We start from the raw sequence: 24,566 nt of genomic DNA, 5'->3' as shown, positions 1-24,566 counted from the left end.
TCGGAGGAGGTGCGGTTTTGACTTCATATATCATACGCCGGCTTATATCCATGATTCCGGTGCTGATAGGCATTACACTCATAACATTCATTCTGATTAATGTTGTCCCCGGCGACCCTGTGGTCAATATGATGGGAAAAAGAGTTGACGCGCAGACCATAGCAAACATCAGGCACCAGCTGGGTCTCGACCGGCCTCTTTACATTCAGTACTTCGATTTTTTGTTTAAAGCTGCAAAAGGCGATTTAGGCAGATCCTTTTACAACCATCAGGACGTGATGGAGACCATACTGCAGCGGTTTCCCGCTACGGTGAAATTATCTCTATCTTCCATGGTTGTTGCAATTGTAATAGGGCTTACCGTGGGAATTATATCATCCGTCAAGCAGTATACCTTTTTTGACCATTCCAGTATGATAATAGCCCTGATGGGGATATCAGCCCCTGTCTTCTGGGTAGCCATCATCCTTCAATTAATCTTCGGATTAAAATTGAAATGGTTTCCAATTTCGGGTTATTCGGGCATAGAATACATGGTACTACCCGCCATCGCTCTCGGAACGAGGTTTGCTGCCACCATAGCCAGGATGACCCGCAGCAGCATGCTGGAAGTAATACGCCAGGATTTCATACGTACCGCCCGGGCAAAAGGTTTGAGCGAGAGAGTGGTAATATACAAGCACGCATTGAAAAATGCCATGATTCCCGTAATAACCATCATAGGCCTTCAGGTCGGCGGACTTCTCACAGGCTCCATCCTTACCGAAACAGTATTCGGCATCCCCGGTCTGGGAAGGCTTTCCATCGAAGCCATCAATAACAGGGATTTTCCCGTAATACAGGGCACCGTGCTCTTCACAGCCCTGGTATTCGTATTTACTAACTTGATAGTGGATATATCATATTCCTTCCTGGATCCAAGAATCAGGTATGACGGGGGTGAAGGCTGATGGCCAGGAGTCAAACACTCCTTAATAAAAACCCGAAAAATAGAAAAAATGCCGCGAAAAAAAGCCCTCAGCAAAGCAGAAGCCTATATTACGACGCATGGCTCAGATTGAAGAGAAATAAAGCTGCGATGGTGGGATTATTTTTCGTGGCGGTTCTGGTGGCGGTAGCCATATTTGCAGAGGCCATCGCCCCTCACGACCCTTATGTTCAGGACCTGGAGTATCGCTTAAAACCCCCTACCATCGAACATCCGCTTGGGACTGACGATTACGGCCGGGATATCCTGAGCCGCATCATATATGGCGCACGAGTCTCACTGATGGTCGGCGTAATCTCCGAAGGAATCGCCCTGGCAATCGGCGTGCTGCTAGGAGCTCTTGCAGGCTATTACGGCGGTAAAGTGGATAATCTTATTATGAGATTCTGTGATATCATGTTCGCTTTCCCCGAACTGTTATTCTGCATAGGCATCATGTTCGCCCTGGGTCCTGGAATTTATAACGTCTTTATTGCAATTGGCTTTGTTGGCTGGGCGGGCTACGCCCGGCTCGTGCGCGGTCAGATTCTTTCTCTCAAGAAAATGGAGTTTGTGGAGGCGGCCCATGCGTCGGGAGCAAAAGATTTTCGCATAATCTTAAAGCATATCCTACCAAATACACTGGCTCCCATAATAGTAATGCTGACATTGAGCATACCGGGTGCCATCATGTCGGAAGCCAGTCTCAGCTTCCTGGGCCTTGGTGCCCAGCCACCTATGGCAAGCTGGGGGTCGATGATCTACGACGGGAGGTCGTATCTCAGGACCTTCCCCTGGTTCAGCATCGCGCCCGGGATTGCCATTATGCTGACGGTGCTTGGATTCAACCTGTTCGGAGACGGCTTGCGGGATGCGCTGGACCCCAGATTAAAAAGATAGGTAAATACCTATCTTTTTTAATTGATATGTATTGGCTTTTTTGTTATACTGAATATAATATAATAATTATAATTGGCGCTCGTCAAATTATGACATTTTTTGACTTTACAATAATACCTATTTTCTCTTTACTTTTTTTACAAAAAATTGCAACATATATAAAGAAGCTATGGGGAGTTGATGAGTTTGCCAACAGATGAAATCTTTAGAGACATAGGCAAAAAAATCAGACAGATCCGGCGGAAGCAGAACCTTACTCAGGAAGAATTGGGAGAAAAAGCAAATCTGCATTACAGCTACATTGGTCAGATGGAAAGGGGTGACAAGATACCGTCTTTAAAAACATTAAATAGGATAGCAAAAGCCTTGAATGTGGGTCTGGATTATATTCTGGAAGGACCACTGAAATATAGCCCTGCATCTTCAGCCGAAGATGCTATTAATGAATTTGTTCACATTTTGAGGACAAGGCCTGCTCGTCAGACAGAAATGCTCATCTCAATCTGCAGAAACATTATCGAAGAGCTCGATGCCTGCGAAAAAGATGAAAAAAATAAACAGCAAGCCCCGAATATTTAAAACTATTCGGGGCTTTTTTATAACTTTTTTATAATTAGAGGCTCATGTTGTTTACAATCTGCGAATCATCTTTTGGAGTAAGTTTCCTTCCATGCGGCCCGGCCATAACCCAGAGATAATATATCTTAAAACCGGGCGCAGCCGCCACAGGGTGATATCCTTCGGGTATCGCAACCACATCACCGTCTTTTACGATATAAGCATTCCTCAAGGAAAAATCATCATTATACATTACCTGTACGCCAAAACCTTCTTTCGGTTTCACTTTAAAAAGATATATTTCTTCCATTTTTGTTTCCTGAGGCGGATCATATCTGTCGTGTTTGTGAGACGGATAACTAGACCATTCTCCCGGATACGAAAAAGTCTCTCCAACTATTATCCGATCCACTTTACCTTCTCCATTATCAACGATTATATCGTGCACATCCCTCCGGTATCCCTGCATTCCACGATGATTTACTATTACCTCATCGGGTTTTACCACGAAAGGCATGAATTTCCTTTCCGCCGGTGATGACAGCACGGCAATTTCCACCTGTCCTCCCTGTGCTTCTATCACTTTATAACTGCTGTCTTTCGGTATATATATTGCCGTAGCTCTTCCGGAAAACACATCTTTTCTTTCGCCGAGATTTTCAAAGTAATTATCTTCGACCTGAACACAGGCTTTGCCGGATAAAATCACAAGAACAATCTCATTGCCTTCAGATTTTGCACAATAGCTTTCATTTGCATCCAATGTCAATAATCCTGCTCCAACGTATTCCATCGTGTCTTTCGCTTTAATAATATCTCTATAACCTTTTTGTTTCTTGAAAGGATAAAAATACTCCATAATTTGTTCCTCCTGCCCGTTTTTGAATTTTTGATTCTGATTTAGAAACTAAAACATTTCTTTTGCAACTTTAACGATATGCTCAGAAGTAAGGCCGTAATGCTCCAGCAGTTCATCCGGCGTTCCTGATTGACCGAACATATCATTAATTCCGATTCTCATAATTTTTACCGGCATGTTTTCTATCAAGACTTCCGCCACTGCGGAGCCAAGCCCGCCTATTATGGAATGCTCCTCCACAGTGATTACTTTTTTCGTTTTACCAGCTTCCCTCAGAATTGTCTCCACGTCCAGCGGTTTTATCGTATGAATGTTTACGACAGAAGCGCTTATACCCTGATTTTCAAGCTCTGCTGCAGCTTCGAGGGCTTTTGCCACCATCAGCCCGGTGGCAAATATCGTCACATCGCTGCCTTCTCTGATAACATTTGCCCTGCCGGGTTCGAAATTATAATCCTCATTCGTTATTATGGGGGCCACGGGCCTTGCAATCCTGATATAAACCGGGCCGTCTATTTTACTCGCCGCATAAACCGCCTTCTTTGTCTCTACGGCATCGCACGGAACGAGCACCGTCATATTTGGCAGACTTCTCATCAACGATATGTCTTCGACTGCCTGATGGCTCCCGCCATCTTCGCCCACCGTAACTCCAGCATGTGTTACCGCAATTTTAACGTTCAACGAATTGGGGTAACATATCGTGTTTCGTATTTGCTCAAACGCCCTCCCCGCCCCGAAAATTGCAAAAGTGCTGGCAAATGGAATAAAACCGGAGAGTGCAAGGCCCGCCGCAACACCCATTAAATTCTGTTCAGCTATGCCGACATTAAAAAACCTGTCTTTGAACCTTTCCGCAAACATGGCGGTCTGAGTGGCGTGGGCCAGGTCTGCATCAAGCACCACTACTTTTTCATTTTTTTTGCCGAGCTCTACAAGAGCTTCTCCGTATGCGACCCTGGGTGATTTCATGTTTTCCATTATATTTCCCCTCCAAGTTCGATAAGTGCTTTCTTTACTTCCTCGGCATTGGGCGCTTTGCCGTGCCACCCTACCTGGTTTTCCATGAAAGAAACGCCTTTGCCTTTTACAGTATTTGCTATGATGAATTTGGGCTTCCCTAGCATATTGCCCTTTCGAAGATTACTAATCAATTCTTCAAAATCGTGTCCGTCAATTTCATATACATCAAATCCAAAAGCTGCCATCCTTTCTTTTATATTGCCGAGAGACATTACCATATCGTTTGGCCCGTCTATCTGAAGTTTATTGTGGTCCAGAATAATCGTCAGATTATCCAGTTTATAATGTATCGACGACATTAAAGCCTCCCATATCTGGCCTTCCTGCATTTCCCCATCGCCTATTATACAGAAAACCTTATAACTTTTTTTCTTTAATTTCGCTCCCAGCGCCATGCCTACTGCAACGGACAGCCCTTGCCCTAAAGACCCTGTCGAGGCGTCTATGCCAGGAGTTTTTTTCATATCCGGATGACCCTGCAATATAGACCCCAGTCTCCTCAACGTAATCAGTTTATCGGTGCCAAAGTATCCTTTGTGCGCCAGGACCGAATATAGCGCCGGGCAGCCGTGCCCCTTGCTCAACACCAGCCTGTCTCTATCCTCCCAGCAGGGGTCTTCGGGCTTTATGTTCATCACCTCATAGTACAGTGAAACCAATATTTCCACCATTGAAAGGGAGCCGCCTGGATGGCCCGAACCGGCTTTGCCTATCATTCTGATAATATCCTGTCTTACGGTCTTGCTGATTTCCTGCAATTCTTTCAGATTCATTTTTTGCTCCTCCTTAAGTTACAGATGTTATCCCTTAACAGCTCCAGCAGTTAAACCTTCCACAAGCTTCTTTTGCACCAGCATAAACATCACGACCACCGGTATCGTTGTAATTACGCCTCCCGCCGTCAGCAGGCCCCATTGTATATCATACTGCCCGATAAAAGTCTGCAAAGCAACAGGCAGTGTTCTTGTCGCCTCATTTGTGAACATCAGAGCAAACACGAACTCATTCCACGCGGTTATGAAAATGTATATCCCCGTCGCCACAATCCCTGGCGCAGTAAGCGGTAGCGTTATCCTGAGAAAGGCCTGAATCCTGCTGCAGCCGTCCACCATGGCGGCTTCTTCCAGAGAAACGGGAAGGTCCCTTATATACCCCGTCAGCAGCCATACGGAAAAAGGTATGGTAAATGTCGAATACGCCACAACAAGGGAATACGGCGTATAAAGCAGCCCGATTTTGCGCATGGTGACAAAAAGCGGAGTCAAGAGAAGTACCGCAGGGAACATGTTTATCAATAAAAAGGAAACCATGAAATATAGCTTGCCTTTAAAGTTGAACCTTGCAAAAGCATAAGCCGCCAGGACCGAAACGATCAAACTTATTACGGCGGTAACAGACGCCACAAAGAAGCTGTTCATCATATTTTTAATAAAATTGGACTTTTGGAACAAATCCACATAATTTTTTAATGTCGGGTGTTGAGGGAAATACCTCACTGTCGATGTATAAAGTTCATTATCCGGCTTGATGGAAGTTAAAAATGTCCATACATAAGGAAATACTGCAAATGCAACCAGCAAAGCAAGCGGGATGTAAAAAAACACCATATTGTGCACAGCATTTGATTTTTTCATCCTACCTTACCTCCTTCAAATTTAAATTCCTAAGGTAAAAGTAAGCTACTGTCGAGAGCATTAAGGTAAGGTAAATGGCGAGGGTTGAAGCGTAACCGAAATCCATAGCCTTTTGAGCTTTCATGTAAGTGTAAACGCTCAAAGTGAGAGAACTATACCCAGGCCCCCCACCGGTCATTATATATATTACATCCACAGAGTTTGCGACCCATATAACCCTGAGCAGGGTAGACACGAGTATCGTCGGTTTGAGCATGGGCAAAGTGATTTGCCAGAACGTTTGCCAGCCGGTTGCTCCGTCTACCTTTCCCGCTTCGTACAGTTCTTCCGGTATCGCCTGAAGACCTGCCAGCAGCATTATTGCAAAGAAAGGTATCCCTTGCCATACAATTGTGATTATCACCGCAAGAAGCGATGTTTGGGATTTTGCCAGCCATGGAATATAGTTTTGAATTATATGCAATCTTGCAAGTATATCATTGATGACGCCGTAGTTTCCGTCATACATCCATTTCCACATCAGGCCGATTAAAACCCCCGGGGTGACCCATGGAATTAATATAATTGACCTTATGAAGCCTCTGCCATTAAAACTCCTGTTCAATAACAGTGCCAGTATCAAACCGAAAAAAAACTGGAAAAACACTCCCCCCGCTATCCATAAAACGGTATTCGCCAGGGATTGCCTGAATACCGGGTCCTTCAACACATTAAAATAATTCGCAAGCCCTATGAACTCCACATCTTTCGGTTTGAAAAGAATGTATTTTAAAAAGCTCATGCGCACGGAATTGGCTATCGGGTATGCTATAATCAGCATCATCAATAAAATGGCAGGGGCGATCAACAAGTAAGGGGCGGATTTTGACCAGAAATTTTTCATAGGTACACTCCTTGCGAAACAAAATCGGATGCCGGAAATCAGATGTCGAATGCTAGATTAAGTATAAATCCGCAAACTCCAATTCTAAATTTGTATCTGGACTCCGATTTCCGACTTTTGGGCCTCTGAGTTCCGGCATCTAAAATATTATAAAATCCTGATATTTTAAGTTTGAGGGGGTCTTGCAATTGACACTATCTGTGATTACTTTTTGGTCATGCCTTCGGCAAGTTTTTTCATCATTTCTTCGCTTGTTATCTTGCCTTCCAGCGCCTGCTGGGTTACCGCAGGCCACAACGATTCAATCCATTCTCCCATATTCTCGTTTATAGGATAAATGTGCGCAAAAGGCATGGACTCAAAAGACGCCTGCATAAATTTGTTGTTTTTAAAGTAATCCACTTCCTGCAGGGATTTGAGCACAGGCACATTGCCGGTGGCTTTATCCCATCTCAGCAACTGCTCTTTTTCGGAAAGCCATGATATGAATGTGAAAGCTTCTTTCGGGTGTTTCGTGGATTTATATATAACATTTTCGGTATCGCCAAGAGAGGTCCACCTGCCGTTGGGACCTGCCGGAACCGGGAATGCGTCCACGTCTTCCCCGAATTGCTCAATCATGCCATTGGAAGATTTTATGTGGTGTACAACCATTGCTGCTTTGCCTGATTTAAAGTTTGCAATGATTTCATTGAATCCGTCTGCCGGTGCCGTTGGTGGCACAACCTTGTATTTTCTGTACAGATCTATGAAGAATTGATTTGCCTTTACAGCTTCCGGCGTTGTCAAAGTGCAGTTTCCGCTAGCATCAAAGAAGGTATTCCCCGGCACGCTGGCAAGTACGAAGCTTGCCCACGGCTCATGACCGCCTCTTGCTCCTCTCATGGCAAAGCCGTACTGGTCAATCTTGCCGTCTCCGTTTGTATCTTTTGTGAGTTTCTGCGCAGCTTTCAAGAATTCATCCCATGTCTCGGGAACCTTGTCTATACCTGCAGCTTTGAAAAGGCTCGGCCTGTAGTACATGTAAAGCACCTGAAGTTCCCATGGCATCACATAATGTTTGCCATCGCTGTACTGCATGACATCCCACAAATTGTCCACCACGTCATCCTTGCCTGCCCACTCATTCAAATAGTCATCCAGAGGAAGCAGCGCATCCTGCCCTATGAACTCCGGCTGCCAGGTCAGCTTAAAGGAAGATGTATCCGGTCCGCTGCCGCCCGTAACGCTGCTCAGCAGCTTCGTATGGAAATCGTTCCACCCGATGACCTCCACATCCACATGAATATTGGGATGCGTATCGTTGAATTCTTTCACAAGCTGCGAAAAGGTAGGGTCGTTCGGGTTGTCGAGCCAGACCCAGTGTTTTAAGTTTACAACTTCGTTTTTGTTCTCCTCCTGCTTTGCAGGTTCCGAACTGCTACCGGAATTGCCTGAGTTGCCGCAGCCTGCCAGCAGCACAAGCACCAGAAAAATAGAAACCGTCACGGATAATGATTTAAAATATTTTTTCACACTTTTCCCTCCCGTTTTTTGTTTCAAACCGTAATTTTGTCCTGCGACCAGCCGATGTCTTTTAATGCTTCCTCCAGGTGAAGCCTCATTTCCCTTTCCGCTGCCGCAGCATCATGATTTTTAATTGCCGTATAAATTTTTTCGTGACTTGAAACAGCTTTTTGCGCACTGCCTGGAACGTTTATTGTTTCGTAATAACCCTTGGTTATTGATTCGATGATTATCGGCACAATTCTTTCGATTATTGGATTTTTCATTGCTCTAGCGATTTCGGTATGAAATTCTATATCCTTTTCTTTATGGCTTTGTTTCCCGCTTATCACCTCCTTCATTTCATCAAGATGCTCTTTTATTTTTTTGATATCTTCTAGAGTGGCTCTTTTCGCGGCAATTGATGCGACTTTTGGTTCGATTAATATTCTTGTCTCAAAAAGGGAGTACAATAGATTTTTATCTTCTATAAACCCTACTCCCAGCGGGTCCTTTATTAAACCCGGCATCTCGCTGACAAATGTGCCCCTGCCTCTTATTATTTCTACAATATTGTTCGAGGCAAGCAGCTTAATCGCTTCTCTAACCGTTGTCCTGCTGACATTCATCATTTCCGAAAGCTCCGTTTCATTCGGCAGCTTGCTGCCGGGCAAAAATTCTTTGTTTTGTATCATCTTTTTTATTTCACCGGCAACCTCATTGGATAAATTTTTTCTTTTAACCATTGTTGACAGCCCTGGCCTCCCATCATATTACGTAATACGTATGACGTATGATGTCTTTTTATATAATATTTATTCTACATCAAATTCAAAAATCCTTCTTTTTTATAAATCTATTTGATAAAATTATAAAATATAGAGTAACCATCAGTCTTGCTTTCTTTAATATCGCACCAGTTCCAAAATTCGACAAGGCTCCATTGATGGCTTTTCGGAGGAAGGCTTGATTTATACCTTCCTCCGGTTTTCATTAATATAGTTCTAAGGTATCCATCAATCTCTTTAACATCACAATAGCCTGGGCTCTAGTAGCTGTCTGTTTCGGTGCAAACAGATTGCCCGCCATTCCCTCGACTATCTCAAGTTTATATACTCCTTTTACCGCATCTTTTGCCCAGGGACTTATGTTCATGCTATCGGCAAAGGGTAAGCCGTCACCGCTCAAAGTCTTACCAGTAGCGTAATTGTATGCCCTTGCTATCATGGTAGCCATTTCTTCCCTTGTTATTTTTTGGTCAGGGAAGAAGTGATTCTTATCCTTGCCTGTGATTATACCGGCCTTGTATGCCGCAGCTATGTTGTTTTTAAACCAGGCATTATCAGGCACATCCTGGAATATGTTTTCTGATGCCGTGCTCTCCAGTTTCAACATCCTCGTAATCAGTGCGGCAAACTGGGCACGGGTTATGCTTTGATCAGGGTAAAATTTAGTGTCTTCGATTCCTTTAGCAATACCCCTGGCGGCCATCAGTATTATATCTTGCTTTGCCCAGTGTCTGTCAATATCCGTAAACTTACTCTTGAACTCCATTACGGTGTATTTGCTGAGATGCCCCAAGTCGATTCCGCAGCCGATTACTTTGCCATTTTCATCTTTGACGGCTTCTCCACCTAAACATTCGAGGGTTTCATCTTCTTTGATGCGATAGATGAAGAAGTTTCCCTGACCGTTCTTATTTAATTTCATTATTAGTCTTATGGGTTTTTTAAATATTTTTTGTTCTTTATCTTCTACCGTTACATTCACATCTATAACATCACCGGCCAGATCAAGGTTATCCGGCAAGCTCTTCAAAAGCTGCTGCACTTCTTGCTTTTGTAATTGCTCTATAGTAATTCCGACTTTGGCTCCCGGAGTGGTACCCTGGCTGTCGATAGATGACGGATTTACCGTAACTTGAGCCCACGGTGTGGCTACGGTGACCTTAATGCCTTTTTGAGCCAGTTTTTCCATGGAAGTTGCACTGATGCCTACATTTACCTGAGTCCCTTCGGCCTTTTGCTGATCAATTACCGCAGTAAAACCTTCCTGCTTTAAAACTTTATCTATAGCTTCATCAGTAACTTCCACTTTCACCCGACCATCGGTAGTTGTTACATTAAGTTCGGATTCAGGGATGACTCCCGGGCTGGTGGAAGGTTCTTCCTTCTTTTTATCTTCTTTCTTCTTATGATCCTCATCGCTATCATCATCTTTTGATGGTGAATATATTGATATTCTTCCTTCAATCACCGGATTTACAGGACTATGTTGCTGCAGGTATTCTTTAAATACTTCATAATCCACAAACCCTATATCTATTACCTTGCTTGCTTCCTTAAAGGAAGTGTAGCCGTCTCCGCCTCCGGCCATGAAGTTATTTGTGGCTACCAGGTACTTGGCGCTTCTATTTATGGAACTGTAGCCTTCCGAGGTCTTTACCTTAACGTCAACGATGCGCTGTCCTACCGCTTTTTCAGGGTCCCATGTGAATTTAAGTCCTGCCACCTGGGGGAATCGACCGGCTTTTTGTTCAACCTGGCTTACGCCGTTTTCCAGTGCAGCGATGATTTGTTCACCGGTAAGCTCCAACACTACCAGGGTATTTCCAAAGGGCATTACTGTAAGGACTTCTCCCAGGGTAATATCACCTTTATCAATGGAAGCTCTTATACCGCCGCCATTAGTAATAGCCATTGAAGCTCCGCCTAGTCTCGAGGCTTTTTCCAGCATAGCATCGGCGATGAGGTTGCCGAGATTTGTTTCTTTTGTCCTGACATTATCCCTCGCGCCGTCAAGGGCTACCTGGGTTTTACCTACCACTGTGTTTTTGAGTTCTTCCAGAGGTGCTTTATAGGTTGCAAGTTTTTCAGCGACTTTCTGATCTTCCGCATAGACATAATTTCCATCTGCATCTTTTGCCGCTACATCAATCAAGCGGCCTTCGTATTCCTTAATTAATCCCGCATCATCAAAGTCCACATCGAGTCTACCCAGATACTTCCCATATTCATTAGCCTGCACCACAAGGGTGGGAGTATTATATTGCGCATCCGTAATCACCGTAGGATAGTCTGAAGGTTTGGTATGGCTGTGACCACCAACTATAATGTCAATACCTTCTACTTGTTCGGCTAATTCCTTGTCCTTATCCCAGCCCAGATGGCTGATGGCTATGATTTTGTCTATACCTTTATCTTCCAGCATATCTACTGCAGAAGCCGCCGATACAAAAGCATCATTGATCTTTATCTTGTCACCGGGGCTGGAAATCTCGCCGGTATCTTCTGTAGTAACCCCAATGAGACCTACCTTTTCTCCATTTACATCAACTATGGCAGCGGGGTAAATACTTGCTTTAAGGGATTCCCCTACGGAGCCTTCTCCTACACTATTTTTGAATAAAGAACTCAAAGCAGGTTCGTTACTAAAATCAAAGTTTGAGTTTATTATGGGGAATGCGGCTTTATTGATAAATTCGGCCAGTGCAGTGGGGCCCTTATCAAATTCATGGTTGCCGAGGCCCATAGCATTATATCCCAGCATATTCATTAAATCTATATCGGCCTGGCCTTGATATTTGGTAAAGTAAAGGGTTCCGGAAAACACATCGCCGGCATCTAACAACAGATTATTATGAGCTTCTGACCTAATAGTCTTAACCACTGTTGCTCTCCGGGCTATATCATCCAGATGTGCGTGGGTATCGTTAGTGTGCATGATGGTGAGGCTCCAATATTGTGGCTCTTGTGTCGTTTCTCTAACCAGGTCTGCGGGGAAGCGCACCCTTACTCTGGGGCCGGCGGCACCTATAGAAGCTATGCCTGTGACCGTATATTTATCTCCTACTTTAAGGCGGCTCATGTCTATGCCCAGGTAGCCGTCCACATGGATGTAGGCTTCTCCCGAACCGTCATCTATCTTGAAGTAGCTGGCAGGTTCGTTAACGTCAGTTATAGTACCTCCTGTCTGTACCAGCATGCCAGTATACTGAGAGTTCATGGCATCTTTAGTTGAAAGCTTCCTGGGCTCTACTGGAGTCCCGGGGCCCACATACAGCACTTCCATATCGGCATTTTCATAGGCAAGTTCCATTTCGCCTTCAAACATCTGCACTCCGCCGGTGGCGATAACAACAGTACCTACGGGCAATTCTTTGCCCTGGGTGCCGTAGAGGGAAATGCCGCCGGTTTCATCTTGAATGTATACGGTATCAAAGAAGTTGTTTGTGGGTGATGTCACTACACCCTGAACCGTTACAATATCTCCTATTTTCGCATTCTTTCGCACATCAGCTATTGTCCTTATGCGATCATTTTTAGCCAGCCAATCGATGAGCCGCAAGATAAAAGCGGTGTTGCTCACATCATTTACTATTTCATAATCCGAGTAGAAGTATCGCCCCGCCACCACCAAGCGGCCGTAGCCGATATTTTCTTTAGCTATAAGGGGGATCTTGTCACCGTCGGGACCTGCAGTCTGGTTCGAATCATTTTCCCCGCCTACTGCATTATTATATGTGTAATATCCTGGCTTTACATTGAAGTTATAGGATGTCTTGTTGCCTGCCACAAGGATTTCAATGCCGCTAGCCGGGTCATTGGTTAAGGCCTTTAGGTTCTCATCCACCAGGGAGCAGCCGCTGAAATAGCGTATGGCTTCCAGGTTCTTATTGAGGCCGCTGGGAGCATCGGGTATGGTGCGGGCATATACCGACCATTTCATACCTCCGCTGTAGTTTTCTGAACTGTTGGGCTCATATACGTTATCATTGTTGAGGCGGATGCCGGAATTCATTTTCGCAAGCAAGGCATTTAGCATGGTATTGCCATCATGGTAGTTGTTACCGGCACTACCTTCAAACTGATAATTTGATTTTGATGCTAACAGCAGCGAACCACCGGCCTTTACCCATGCAGCAACAGCATCCATTTCCTCTTGTGTAAGGTTTTTACTATAATCGGTCGGAGTGTTGAGTATCAGTACATCTGCATCTTTTAGCAGGTCAGAAGTCAATGTCTTTGTATTAAATGAAGCATTGTATCCATATCGCCTCAAAAGTTCCATGAGGTCATTGTGCGTGCCGGGCACTTCGGAATTTGCATGGCCCTGGTCAACGAGTATCTTTTTGCCGTTAGATTCCACCACTTTTACAGCTTTTGAAAGTTCCGTCACCGTAGTGACATTCTCTATGGGGGTTAGCACTGCGTAGATCCTGGTCTGGCCTGCTGCCGAAGGCTTCCACGTCACACTTGCCTCTTTTTTATCCCCTGCAGCAATTCTGTCTATGGTGACGGTGTCGATAAGATTACCGGCATCTTTACTGCCTTGATAGAACTTAACTTCCAGGTTTTCTACAGGGCGCACACCCATGTTGGAAACGGTAGCCGTAAGGGTAGTATCAAAGTTTGGTAATGTGGGTTCGGGATTTATCTTGAGCTCTACGAGTTTCACATCATTTTCTCCACCGGCCACAAATATGGGGCTTGAAAAGCCAAGCTTTCCGCTCTTATGATATACCTTTACCACATACCAGTGGGAACCGGAACCTGGAGTAACACTCGGATTCCATGATACGTCGGTTTCCCCGCCTGCCTGATACGTATCTATTACTTTCCCACCATTGGTAACAAGTTCCAGTTTATCTATGGGTTGAATTTCATCTTGGGCTGTTATTTCAAAATTCAGTTTCCCATCTGTTATGTCCTTGGAGTCCAGAACACTTCCCATCCAGTAACCGTTAGCTTTCATAATAAGTTCCAGAGTCCTGGTTTCTGTGGAGTAGACTCTTCTTTCCCTCAAAGCCTCAATAAATTCATCATGACTCAATTCATCTGCCACTACCACGGTGAGGTTGTCAGGATCTCCCCAGTTCATGGAGTGGTTATCCTGGGCGTTTACCGCTCCCACGTGCCAGCCGTTGTCAAGGGCCCTGTAATACCATTCTTCTGCACGAGAGTAAGAATATGGAGGAGCACCGTTTCCGGTTTCTATGAGGTTTAATATGCGGTCCACTTCGGGAACATATCCCAGGTTATTAAAGGAATCGCTGGGCCAGTTGGGATGGTTAAATTCTGCTACCGCATCGGGCTGATTTTCCAGCCAGTTGTAAAACTCCCTCAACCCTGTCATGGTCTTTTTAGCTTCTACATATTTATCGGTGTTGTGGACATTTATGTGGCCCCAGTCGCTAGAAGTCATCTCAAAGCCGCGCAGGGCAAGGAAATCGGGATGCTGTTGATTGAAAGCAGCAGCCATTTCGCCGGTCTTGGTCCATTCGGAATTTTCCTTAGCAAGGAATTCTTTGGTTTCCTCTATATATTCATCACCCTGGAGGGAATTGGAATGATCCGTTACCACAAGAAAATCGAGCCCTTTGCTGCGTGCATGCTCATATGCATCTGCCGGAGTGCCTTGACCGTCGGAATAAGATGTATGTGAATGGGGGATACCGTAAAAGAATTTCGGATCCGTCACGCCGTCGTCGACATTGAAATACCAGGAATATTCCGCTGTCCTATATACCGCATCGGTCACGGAAATCGTGACATCATGCTCGCCATAGGAAAGTTCGGTAGAAGGTGTATATGTTACCGACCCTTTTTGGGTTTCGGGTTTGAAATCTATGGTAGCGGAACTTGTAACATCGCTGCCATCAAGTTTTATAGTTACATTTCCATTCAACGGATTTATGTTCGCCCCGCCCCTTTCAAAAGTGGCGGAAATGGTGGGCTTTTTGTTATAGGTAAAGGCCATGTTTGCAGGGTGAACATTATATATCAAAGGTTTATCTTCCACAACCTCTTGCTTTTCCACAATATCAGCAGAAGAACGGGGGAATATCTGGTAACCAGTGGTGTAAGGACTTGAACTATCATATTGACTTACAACACCTGTAATGTAGTAGGTTTTATTAACTGTTAGCTTGCTGACATCAATTCCTGCTGTACTCATAATTCGAAGTGTTATTTCATTGCTTCCATCTACATCAGTGATTTTAACATTATAGCCCCCGCCTGTATCCGGGTTTGAAGGAATATTTGTTATTTTAGCTTCCGTCACTATCAAAATACCCTCTAACGGCTCGGCTGATGAAAAGGAAGTGAGCTCTGAAAGTTGTGTTGTCCTCGGTTCAGGCAACGTATTTCCGCTGCTCAATACTTGAATGAAATTTTGGTCCGCTCCGGGGCTAAATTCAGTCAAACCTCTGTAAAAGGCTATTTTCCCTGTTGCACGAACCTTGTCGCCTTTTTTTATTCCATTTAATTTGCCGCTCCCGTCATAAATTGCAATACCACCTGTACTATCCTGGACATAAATTGTCTTATTGGCATCAAGGATTCCAGCGCTAACCAGCACAATGCCCTCAATGGTGATTTTGTCTTCATTAAGTCGAATCGGATTCCCGTTTGCATCCACTGTATCCACTTGATTTATGGGTGTTATAGTTGGCCCTGCCTCACTTATAGTAGTAAAACTCCATGTAACGTCATTAGTAGTAGCATTATATACCGTATCCAGAACTGCCCCGGTAGGAATAGTAACAGTGTATTGGGTGTTATATGAAAAATCATCATGGTTAATGGTAAGCTTATTGGCACTAATAGAATATGTTACACCAGAAACAGTATTATCATCACTATCTTTAATGGTTATATTATTTATTGTATTTCCAGCTGTAATATGTTCATCGAATGTTACACTGACTTCCGCATCAAGGCCTACATTATTTGCTCCATCGACGGGAATCATATTTAGAACCGTTGGGGGTGTTGTATCTGATAAGGATGAACGCAGGCTATTAATCCAGCTTGTATTTCTACTGTTATTTCCGCTGCCAGGAGTAGTAACAGGATTCGCGCCATCATCAATTATAATCCAATTTTCAGGAGCATTAACCTCTGCAGCGTCATCTCCCTGGAATGCGGCTGCCTTCTCTGAATTGACAACAGGGATTCTTGGTGACCGTGTAGTATCGGTTCCATAAGAGATACCGTCAACAGCATTATCCGAAGCATCTCTCAATACCACTGCATCACCGCCAGAGTTATTCAGAGCGCCCCATGACCCTGAAAACAAAGTTTCATTGTTGTGAGGAATGACTGCATTATAATCACCATTTCCAAAGTTCACGTCATCAGTAGGAAAATTGGAAGTTTTCCCACTAACATTATTGTAAATGACAATAATTGTACCTGCAGGAACGGCAGACCATTTATTATCATTGCTGAAAGTCAAGTCTCCAGGGGTGTTATCCCCTAGATCCCATCCCCTCATGTCAACTGTGGATTTGGGACCAGTGCCTATAACTACCAGTTCGATCCATTCAAAAGAATTTCCACTGGTGCCTTGTCCAAATTCATTGATTATTACCTGACCTGTTTCTGCTGCCCTTGCCGCCTTCATCCCCACCGACCCTACCGGGACGAGGCCTAACCCCAAGGCAAATACCAGCAGCACTACCAGTAAGCGTTTCCAATAAAAATACGCTTTTGAAGCACTTATCAAGGTTATTCCCCCTAAATATTTATTCTAAAAAAGGTCGGAACATTTTCAAATAATTACATATTACGTTTTTTACACAACTTGAAATTTATATAATTTTTTTGTGTAATTATCCAGGTGTTTTATTTTTTCCTCTCCCCCCTTTTCTGGTTTTTTAATATTTATTAAAATCCCTTGTTGCACCCCCTCTCATAAAAACAATTTTTAGGCAAAGCCTTCCGCCAGCGCATAGATAACGCTCCATTATAATAATAAAATATCTTTGTTAATGTGTAGTTAATTTTTAGTAAACTTGAAGTTAAGTTTGTCTTTTTAATTGTCCGACATCAGACTTTTAGATTTTAACATGCCTTATGAAAGTAAGTTAAGTTAATTTCGCCTTTTTTCTCTTTTCTTTTTTTGATATGTTTCTCGTTATTTTGTATATCGATGTCAGGAGATGATGAATTTTACAATTTAATGTTCTTTTTTCAAACTAAAAATTATGAAAAAAAACTGCGGCTTTTGCCGCAGCTAAATGTTATTGATTGATCGATTATGTATGCAAACCATTCGTTTCTCCTCGGATTCATCAACCTTTAGTTTCCATAAACACGGCCGGTTTGAATCGATCCTGAAGATTCGAAGCCTTTAACACGGGGTTGTCGTCCAGCAGCTTTCCAGCCAGGACTATATACGCATTGGATTCCAGCCTCTCAATTACATTGTAGGCTTCGTAAAGGCTCCTGCCTATCGCCACAATCCCATGCCTTGCCAGCATCACCGCCATGCCGGAATGTTTGATTTTTTCTTTTTTTGCATTGAAATATTCTATGACCTTTCCTGCAAGGTCCGGCGTGCAGGCTTTTTGATACGGCAGCACATCCACAACGCCGTATTTCCTTGTGGCTTCCGTCACAGAAGGCAGCGGGACTTCCAGGCAGGCAAATACCAGAATGTTTTTGGGGTGGGCGTGTATGCACGCGGCTGCTTCCGGCATCTTTTTCAGAATTCCGCAGTGCATGTCCATCTCGCGGCTCGGCTTTCCGTTCCCCTCCAGAATATTCATGTCAAAGTCCACCAGCATGATATCTTCGGGACTCAGGCTGCAGAATTTTTCTTCAGCCATCAGTGCAGGGGTTATCAGTGCCAGATTTTCCCCCACCCTCATAGAAACATTGCCGCCCACTGCATTCGTGACGAACCTGTCAAACATAATCTTCACTAATTTGCACATCTGTTCTCTTTCTTCAATATATTGCAAAAAAACTCCTCCTTTATGTCCATTCTTCAATTTTTATTTTTTTAATAAGTTCTTGCGCCTTTTTTAAGTCAAATTTGGAAGTTTTAATCTGCATAGCTTTAGTTGCACTTAGAGCAGTAGCGAATATGAAACTTTCATCGAGGCTATTTTTGTCAGCGATTTTTTTCAGTGCGGCAGCCAGAAATACGTCTCCGCAGCCTACAGTGTTCACAGTATTGACCTCAGGAGGATATATCCGCCATATTTTTTCTTTTGTAACAATAAGCGAACCCCGTCTGTCCAGCGATACGGCAACCACATGTATCCCTTTCTCAAGCAGTTGCTTTGCATAATCGGCTATTTCCCGCTCGTCTTGCATATTTTTTTCAGCTATTTGTGAAAACTCGTCACAGTTCGGTTTTATCATATAAGGCGCTGAGATTATGCCTTCCTTTAAAAATTCTCCGCTTGCGTCGAGCACCGATTTTGCACCGTGTTTGTTAGATATCTCTATAAGTTCTCTGTAGATGCTTTTGTTAAAGCCTGGTGGGACCCCTCCTGAAAAAACCATGTATTCGCACTTGCGAGAAAGCTCTTGGACTTTTGCCTTTAGTCTGTCAATGGTTTCGCCGTCGACTTCTGCCCCTTTTTCCGTAAGCATAAAATGCCTGTGACGCCGGAATTCTATTACGATATAGCTTGTCCTTGTCTCATAATCCTGTTTCCATACGAAGTCGCAGGCGACGCCTCTGTCCGTCAAAAGCCGCTGCAATTTTCGACCGGTGCTCCCTCCAAGAATACCGGTCGCAACATTATCAACCCCCAGGTCCGACAATACAGCGGCTACATGTGTCCCTTTGCCTCCCACATCTATTTTAAAATCGGATAATCTGTTGTTTTCGCCTGGCCGTATTTCATCTATAATCAGGATTTTATCCAGCGCAGGATTTAACGTAACGGTGCATATCAAAGCCATCATTCTCCTTTATAGCATCAGTTTCCCGCATCCAGCCTTTCTTTTGCCTCCTTTTCACGCAGGCTCATGTGTTTCCAGTAATACCATATGAGTAGAATATACAGCGGTAGTATCAATATCCCTGGGAACAGATGTCCCTTGAAAATCAAACCTATCTGGCTCATAAAATATCTGAATTCTGGACACTCCATTCCGTTCCACGTAATCATCTGTCCCGCCGGGATATTGATGGTACCCACTTTTTTTGCCAGATCGGTTATAATTGGGGCAAAGTAACTGGCTACCCAGAGATATAACGGAGTGGATATAATCCCCAGTATAATCATACGGAACAGGTCGCCCTGTGTGATAATCAGGGCTGTGGCGGCAAAGCATATATTGAGGATACCGCCAAAAGGCAGTGTGGTGTTCCCAGGCAAAACCACTGACATAAGAAGGATGAAAGGAACGAGAATGATAGTAGTCACCCATAAAGAGGGCTGCCCTGCCAGAAAAGGCCAGTCCAGGCCTATGTAAAACTCCCGCCCGGGGAACCGCGACTTCATGAAATCGGCTGCAGCTTCAGAAATGGGGGCCAGCGCCTTCATAAAAAGTGCCGCAACCATAGGGAACAGAACCAGGGCGGTCGCCGATTGTACCGCAAGAGTCAGTGTCCCCTTCAAATCGTATTTTGCAAACAGTGCTATAATCAGGCCGACAATAAACCCCAGAATATGATTCTCCCCAAAGATACCCAGTTTTTCTTTAAGCGCGTCGGCATCAAATTTTACCTTATTGATGCCCGGCACAAAATCCAGCAGCCTGTTAAGAGGTGCCAGAATCACGCCTGTGAGCGCCATGCTGTGCGGCAGGGCGATGCCGGGAATGTTTGTTATTTCATAAATCTGCTTTTGGGTGAGGTCGGCATTTTTCAGTTCAAACACAACCATAATTGCGCATACAATAAAGGCAATCGGCAGACTCCCGGTTACGCCGGCCACCAGAACCCCGGTAAATACCTTATTCCAGACATTCCACATATCCACATTCAAGCAGCTGGTCCATCCCATTGCCAGCATAATTATATTAATCGTTATCTGAAGGGGAAACATGAAAAAGGCATAGGGCCAAGCCCATGCGATGGCTGCATTGGGCGTCCAACCCAGGTCCAGGGCGTTTAACTGCAGACCGGTATTTTTGACAAAGGCGTTGGCGGCGGGAGAAATGGCTCCCATCATAAAATCCAGTATCACCGACATGCCCAGAAAAGCGACACCAAGGGTTAAAGCCGAGGAAAAAGCCTTTGAAAACTTCATCCTCATAACGAGGCCCAGAATTATCATCACAAATGGCAAAAATATGGATGGCCCGAGGTCAAGGATATATTGAATTACATTTTTAAACATACCCATTTAGCAAACCCCCTTTTATTTTTTCAGCAGATTTTCCAGTTCGAGCATGGCCTCATCACATTTCACGCCCGTGAGGAAAGGTATGCCGCTTATGGTGGGCACACCGTAGTCCGTCTTGTCGTATGGGGCGATGGAAATAAATACATCGGCGCCTTTCAGATAGTCTTTCAATGACCGAAAATCCACCGCCTGGACATCAACTTCGATTTTTCTTTTCTTGCACAATTCTTTCACCTTTTCCGCAACGGTATTCGAAGTGGCGACTCCCGAACCGCATGCGACAACTATTTTTTTCTTCAAACAGCATCACTCCTCCAAAATTATTTTTGAAAAACACATGCCGATTATTGCTTTATCCAGCTCCTTTCATGAAATTTTTTCAACAAGAATTCGAATTATCTTTTTGCTTTCAGGCTCACAGGCAATTTCTTTTAAGTTCCGTCCATCTACAAAAAAATCCATCAGCCTTCTTAAAAGGTCCAGATGATTTTTCGAGTCATTGAGGGCAAGCAGAAAAATCAATTTGCACATGATTTGCCTGTCGCTTGTGCCCATTTCTCCGAAAGCCACCGGTTTTTTTAGGACCCCCACCGCTACGGCGGGCTTTATCACATAGTCCGGATTTGCATGAGGTATGGCAGCCTTAATGTCTCCTTCCACCGGCAGCCCTGTAGGGAAACTTTTTTCCCTCTCCACCAGCGCCCGATAAAAATCATCTTTTACATATCCCTTTTCTTTCAGCCGGCCGCTGAGAATCTTCAATGCTTCTTCCCAGCAGTCCGCCTCCATGCCGGTTATCACCAGGTCTTCATCAAGCCAGGATTGTAAAACATTCCGCTGTAAATCCATCACTGAACCCCCAACCATTTTATTTGGCCGAAAAGAGCTCGAGAAATATAGCTCTTTTTTCAGGCGGGTCTGTCCACAAGCTCTATTACCGCCACCCCCAGCGCATCCGCTATAATCTTCAACTCGTCGGCCTTCAGATACCTTTCATTGTTTTCTATTTTGCTGATTTGAGACTGATTAAAGATTCTGGTTCTCACCCCCAGCTCACGCTGCGACATCTTCTTTTTTTCCCGCAGCTTCTTAATTCTCTGGCCAATCACAAGCAACCCTCCTTTCAATTCTATTATAGAATTAATTATTAATTAAATCAAATTTTTAATTCTGTTTTAAACTTGTTATGACTTATTTACCTTTAATTTTCTTAAATTATCTTGATGTTTCTTAAACTTTCTATTACAATTTAAGAAGAGAAATTCTATTTTAGAATTTTTTATAGGAGTAATGTTTATGAATATAGGAAATCGCATCAAACACATAAGAAATATTAAGAATATCTCAACATATAAGCTTGCAGAAATCACCGGTATTTCACAATCTGTAATAAGCAAGCTCGAAAATGGCTCACGCAGGGCTGACATAGAGACCATCGAAAAAATATGCAATGCGCTGGGTATCACGCTGGCAGATTTTTTTAATTTCGATGGCGAAAGAACTAATCCCGAATACCTTGAACTGATTAAAAATGCCAAAGACCTTTCTCCAGAACAGCTTAAAATATTGAACGACATCATAAAAAATTTCTAAATCGACTATATTAATCACTGTTTCGGGTATAGGACAAAAATAGCCGCGTTTTAACGCGACTTGAATATATATCTTTTATAAATCTTTTCACACCGTCTCCTCCTCTTGAGAAAGCCAATCTTTGGTCAAACTGCTTTCACTGATTACAGCTGTTTCATTCTTTTCCAACATCGATTTTGTCTTAAATAAATCTAATAAAATCAAAAACTTCTTCTAAGTCGATATTCCTCTGCCCTTTGCCTATCCTGCTTATGGACCAGGTATGTGGCTGAAGCTATATTGTACCGTTTTCCACCACTACGGAAATTCCGCTGCCAAATTGGGTCTGGCTTTCGTACTCGGGGTGTATAGCACTTGGTAGTAATTCCACTTTTAAAGATTTTGTGATATAATATACTTGCAATTGTTTGATTCTTAAACTTTTGTTGGAGATGGTGGTTGTATGACGCTTACTCATAGGGAAAAAGAAGTATTGAAGCTGATTCAGGCAAATCCCATGATATCGCAGGAAGAGCTGTCAAACATTGTCGGCATAAGCAGGTCCGCTGTTGCTGGGCATATTGCAAGCCTCGTTAAAAAAGGATTTATACTGGGTAGAGGATATATGGTAAAAGGCTGCAGAGGAGTAACCGTAATAGGCGGCGCCAACCTTGACATCAAGGGAAAGCCCTATCAAACGTTAAAGAAGTATACATCAAACCCTGGCCATATTGATGTGGCGTCAGGCGGTGTTGGAAGGAATATCGCCCATAATCTTGCGCTCTTAAATGTGCCTGTGACACTTTTAACCGTCGTTGGAAACGATGAGGAGGGCAGAAGGCTTCTTGAGGATACACGAAAATCCGGCGTAAATTGCGAACATATTGCCTTATCAAATGCGGGCCATACGGGAATATACATTGCCATTCTCAATGAAGCGGGAGAAATGGACGTGGCCATATCGGGCATGGACATACTTGAAGAGTTGAATATAAAGTATCTGGAATCAAAGAGAGATATAATAAAAAACAGCGGCATAGTAGTTATTGATACCAATATACCCCGACAGAGTATAGGTTACCTTCTGGATATTTGCAACAAAGAGAAAATACCGGTGCTGGCAGAGCCCGTATCGGTGGAAAAGTCGAAAAAATTGAAAGATGTGCTCGGTAAGATTGAATACATTACGCCCAACAGAGAAGAACTGGAATCCATATCCGGCATTGCCGTGAAAAATGATGGCGACATGATGAAGGCTGTAGAAAAAATTAGAAATGAAGGCGTAAATAATGTGATAGTCACGCTTGGGGAAAGAGGAATATATATGAGTTGCGGAGAATTTGGCAAATTTTTGGATCCATATAAATGCGATACGATAGATGCGACAGGGGCGGGCGACGCTTTTACCGCCGGCTTTGTATATGGAGTTTTCAACGATTATTCTGTTGAGCTTTCGGCGAAATTAGGCCTTGCAGCCGCATCCCTAACCGTATCGTCAATTTATACCGTAAATCCTCTTTTAAACGAAGAAGCACTAAAAAATATTGTAAAGGTGGATGAAAATGAACAGCTACATTGACTTGTCGGATGAAGTAAGAGCAGCATTTGAAGAAGACCTTCCCATAGTGGCGCTTGAATCTACGATCATATCCCACGGCATGCCTTATCCTGAAAATATGAAGACGGCTGAGACGCTTGAAAACATCATAAGAGAACAGGGCGCCGTCCCGGCCACCATCGCCATAATTGATGGAAGAATCAAAATCGGCATAAACAAACAAGAACTTGAATTTATGGCGACATCCGAAAAAATTTTAAAGGCCAGCAGGAGGGACCTGCCGGCCGTAATTGCAAAAGGATTGAATGCCGCCACGACAGTATCCGCCACCATGATTTGCGCCAACCTTGCGGGAATAAGTATTTTTGTAACAGGCGGAATAGGAGGAGTTCACCGGGGAGCAGAGCAAACATTTGACATTTCTGCAGACCTGCAGGAGCTTGCGAATACGAATGTGGCGGTGGTATGTGCGGGCGCCAAATCGATACTGGATCTACCTCGCACCCTTGAATATCTCGAAACCCACGGTGTGCCCGTGCTCGGGTTCAGGACTGATGAGTTTCCCGCTTTTTATACTAGAAAGAGCGGGCTTAAAGTGGATTACATGGTGAGCGACGAAATGGAAGCGGCAATGGCGATTAAGATAAAATGGGACCTGGGACTGCGCGGTGGTCTATTAATCGCAAACCCGATCCCTGAGGAATATTCCCTTGATAAAGATTATATCGACGGCATTATTAAACGGGCACTGAAAGAATCTGAAAAAAACGGCGTTAAGGGTAAAAACATCACGCCATTTTTGCTTGGCAGAATAAAAGATTTGACAGGCGGAGAAAGCTTAAAAGCAAATATTGAACTCGTAAGAAACAACGCATGCGTAGGTGCAAAAATAGCCGTAGAATTGAATAAGTTAATGAGACGATAATTAGCACGAACAAAAATTAAAAAGAGCCCAACGGGCTCTAATCTTAGACAAATTTTTTATGGCTGTCACCGACGCAATATAGTAGAATACACAAGGCTTTAAAAT

The 24,566-nt window shown here is 43.8% G+C and carries 20 protein-coding genes; 6 read left to right on the top strand and 14 right to left on the bottom strand.

The annotated features are described in order from the left end of the window. Positions 1–17 precede the first annotated feature (17 nt). The 3 genes from nikB to AC6I1H_RS15745 all read left to right on the top strand — a co-directional run bounded on the left by nikB (position 18) and on the right by AC6I1H_RS15745 (position 2,446). Entirely contained in the window at positions 18–950 is a 933-nt protein-coding gene (nikB, locus tag AC6I1H_RS15755) for a nickel ABC transporter permease (RefSeq protein WP_497738469.1), read from the top strand. Continuing rightward, positions 950–1,867 (top strand): nickel transporter permease, encoded by a 918-nt coding sequence (gene nikC, locus AC6I1H_RS15750; protein WP_497738468.1) that lies wholly within the window; start codon positions 950–952, stop codon positions 1,865–1,867. Before nikB ends, nikC begins: the two co-directional genes overlap by 1 nt. 186 nt (positions 1,868–2,053) lie before the next feature. Beyond that, on the top strand, positions 2,054–2,446 hold the full coding sequence (locus tag AC6I1H_RS15745; RefSeq protein ID WP_497738467.1) for a helix-turn-helix domain-containing protein: 393 nt from the start codon (positions 2,054–2,056) through the stop codon (positions 2,444–2,446). Positions 2,447–2,480: 34 nt separating this feature from the next. On the opposite strand, the gene iolB is transcribed toward AC6I1H_RS15745, so the two are convergent. The 14 genes from iolB to AC6I1H_RS15675 form a co-directional block, all read right to left on the bottom strand. After that, positions 2,481–3,284, bottom strand: coding sequence for a 5-deoxy-glucuronate isomerase (iolB, locus tag AC6I1H_RS15740; protein ID WP_497738466.1), 804 nt, complete (start codon positions 3,282–3,284; stop codon positions 2,481–2,483). A 48-nt stretch (positions 3,285–3,332) separates the two neighbouring features. After that, positions 3,333–4,265, bottom strand: a complete 933-nt coding sequence (locus AC6I1H_RS15735) for a transketolase family protein (RefSeq protein ID WP_497738465.1) — start codon at positions 4,263–4,265, stop codon at positions 3,333–3,335. Next, a complete protein-coding gene (locus AC6I1H_RS15730; RefSeq protein WP_497738464.1) occupies positions 4,265–5,080 on the bottom strand; it encodes a transketolase in 816 nt (271 codons plus the stop codon). Before AC6I1H_RS15730 ends, AC6I1H_RS15735 begins: the two co-directional genes overlap by 1 nt. A gap of 27 nt (positions 5,081–5,107) precedes the next feature. Beyond that, the gene (locus AC6I1H_RS15725; protein ID WP_497738463.1) at positions 5,108–5,941 is read right to left on the bottom strand and encodes a carbohydrate ABC transporter permease; all 834 of its coding nucleotides are present in this window, start codon (positions 5,939–5,941) and stop codon (positions 5,108–5,110) included. A gap of 1 nt (position 5,942) precedes the next feature. Beyond that, positions 5,943–6,824, bottom strand: coding sequence for a carbohydrate ABC transporter permease (locus AC6I1H_RS15720; protein ID WP_497738462.1), 882 nt, complete (start codon positions 6,822–6,824; stop codon positions 5,943–5,945). Between the two features lie 204 nt (positions 6,825–7,028). Beyond that, entirely contained in the window at positions 7,029–8,339 is a 1,311-nt protein-coding gene (locus AC6I1H_RS15715; protein ID WP_497738461.1) for an ABC transporter substrate-binding protein, read from the bottom strand. A 23-nt stretch (positions 8,340–8,362) separates the two neighbouring features. Beyond that, positions 8,363–9,055, bottom strand: a complete 693-nt coding sequence (locus AC6I1H_RS15710) for a FadR/GntR family transcriptional regulator (RefSeq protein WP_497738460.1) — start codon at positions 9,053–9,055, stop codon at positions 8,363–8,365. A gap of 247 nt (positions 9,056–9,302) precedes the next feature. Beyond that, positions 9,303–16,820, bottom strand: a complete 7,518-nt coding sequence (locus AC6I1H_RS15705) for a 5'-nucleotidase C-terminal domain-containing protein (protein ID WP_497738459.1) — start codon at positions 16,818–16,820, stop codon at positions 9,303–9,305. Positions 16,821–17,388: 568 nt separating this feature from the next. Further along, entirely contained in the window at positions 17,389–18,060 is a 672-nt protein-coding gene (locus AC6I1H_RS15700) for a class II aldolase/adducin family protein (RefSeq protein WP_497738458.1), read from the bottom strand. A 13-nt stretch (positions 18,061–18,073) separates the two neighbouring features. After that, on the bottom strand, positions 18,074–19,018 hold the full coding sequence (locus AC6I1H_RS15695) for a 1-phosphofructokinase family hexose kinase (protein ID WP_497738457.1): 945 nt from the start codon (positions 19,016–19,018) through the stop codon (positions 18,074–18,076). A 14-nt stretch (positions 19,019–19,032) separates the two neighbouring features. After that, entirely contained in the window at positions 19,033–20,400 is a 1,368-nt protein-coding gene (locus tag AC6I1H_RS15690; RefSeq protein WP_497740829.1) for a PTS galactitol transporter subunit IIC, read from the bottom strand. 21 nt (positions 20,401–20,421) lie between these two features. Then, a complete protein-coding gene (locus AC6I1H_RS15685; RefSeq protein ID WP_497738456.1) occupies positions 20,422–20,706 on the bottom strand; it encodes a PTS sugar transporter subunit IIB in 285 nt (94 codons plus the stop codon). 66 nt (positions 20,707–20,772) lie between these two features. Beyond that, the gene (locus tag AC6I1H_RS15680; RefSeq protein ID WP_497738455.1) at positions 20,773–21,255 is read right to left on the bottom strand and encodes a PTS sugar transporter subunit IIA; all 483 of its coding nucleotides are present in this window, start codon (positions 21,253–21,255) and stop codon (positions 20,773–20,775) included. A gap of 59 nt (positions 21,256–21,314) precedes the next feature. Beyond that, positions 21,315–21,515, bottom strand: a complete 201-nt coding sequence (locus AC6I1H_RS15675; protein WP_497738454.1) for a helix-turn-helix domain-containing protein — start codon at positions 21,513–21,515, stop codon at positions 21,315–21,317. A 187-nt stretch (positions 21,516–21,702) separates the two neighbouring features. Here AC6I1H_RS15675 and AC6I1H_RS15670 point away from each other — a divergent pair, with 187 nt between their 5' ends. The 3 genes from AC6I1H_RS15670 to AC6I1H_RS15660 all read left to right on the top strand — a co-directional run bounded on the left by AC6I1H_RS15670 (position 21,703) and on the right by AC6I1H_RS15660 (position 24,461). Further along, entirely contained in the window at positions 21,703–21,999 is a 297-nt protein-coding gene (locus tag AC6I1H_RS15670; RefSeq protein WP_497738453.1) for a helix-turn-helix domain-containing protein, read from the top strand. A gap of 442 nt (positions 22,000–22,441) precedes the next feature. Next, a complete protein-coding gene (locus tag AC6I1H_RS15665) occupies positions 22,442–23,557 on the top strand; it encodes a carbohydrate kinase (protein ID WP_497738452.1) in 1,116 nt (371 codons plus the stop codon). Further along, positions 23,541–24,461 (top strand): pseudouridine-5'-phosphate glycosidase, encoded by a 921-nt coding sequence (locus tag AC6I1H_RS15660; protein ID WP_497738451.1) that lies wholly within the window; start codon positions 23,541–23,543, stop codon positions 24,459–24,461. Before AC6I1H_RS15665 ends, AC6I1H_RS15660 begins: the two co-directional genes overlap by 17 nt. The last annotated feature ends 105 nt before the right edge of the window (positions 24,462–24,566 follow it).

It is taken from the genome of Biomaibacter sp. TOL, from assembly GCF_059717795.1.
This window is presented reverse-complemented; position numbering and strand designations above follow the sequence as displayed.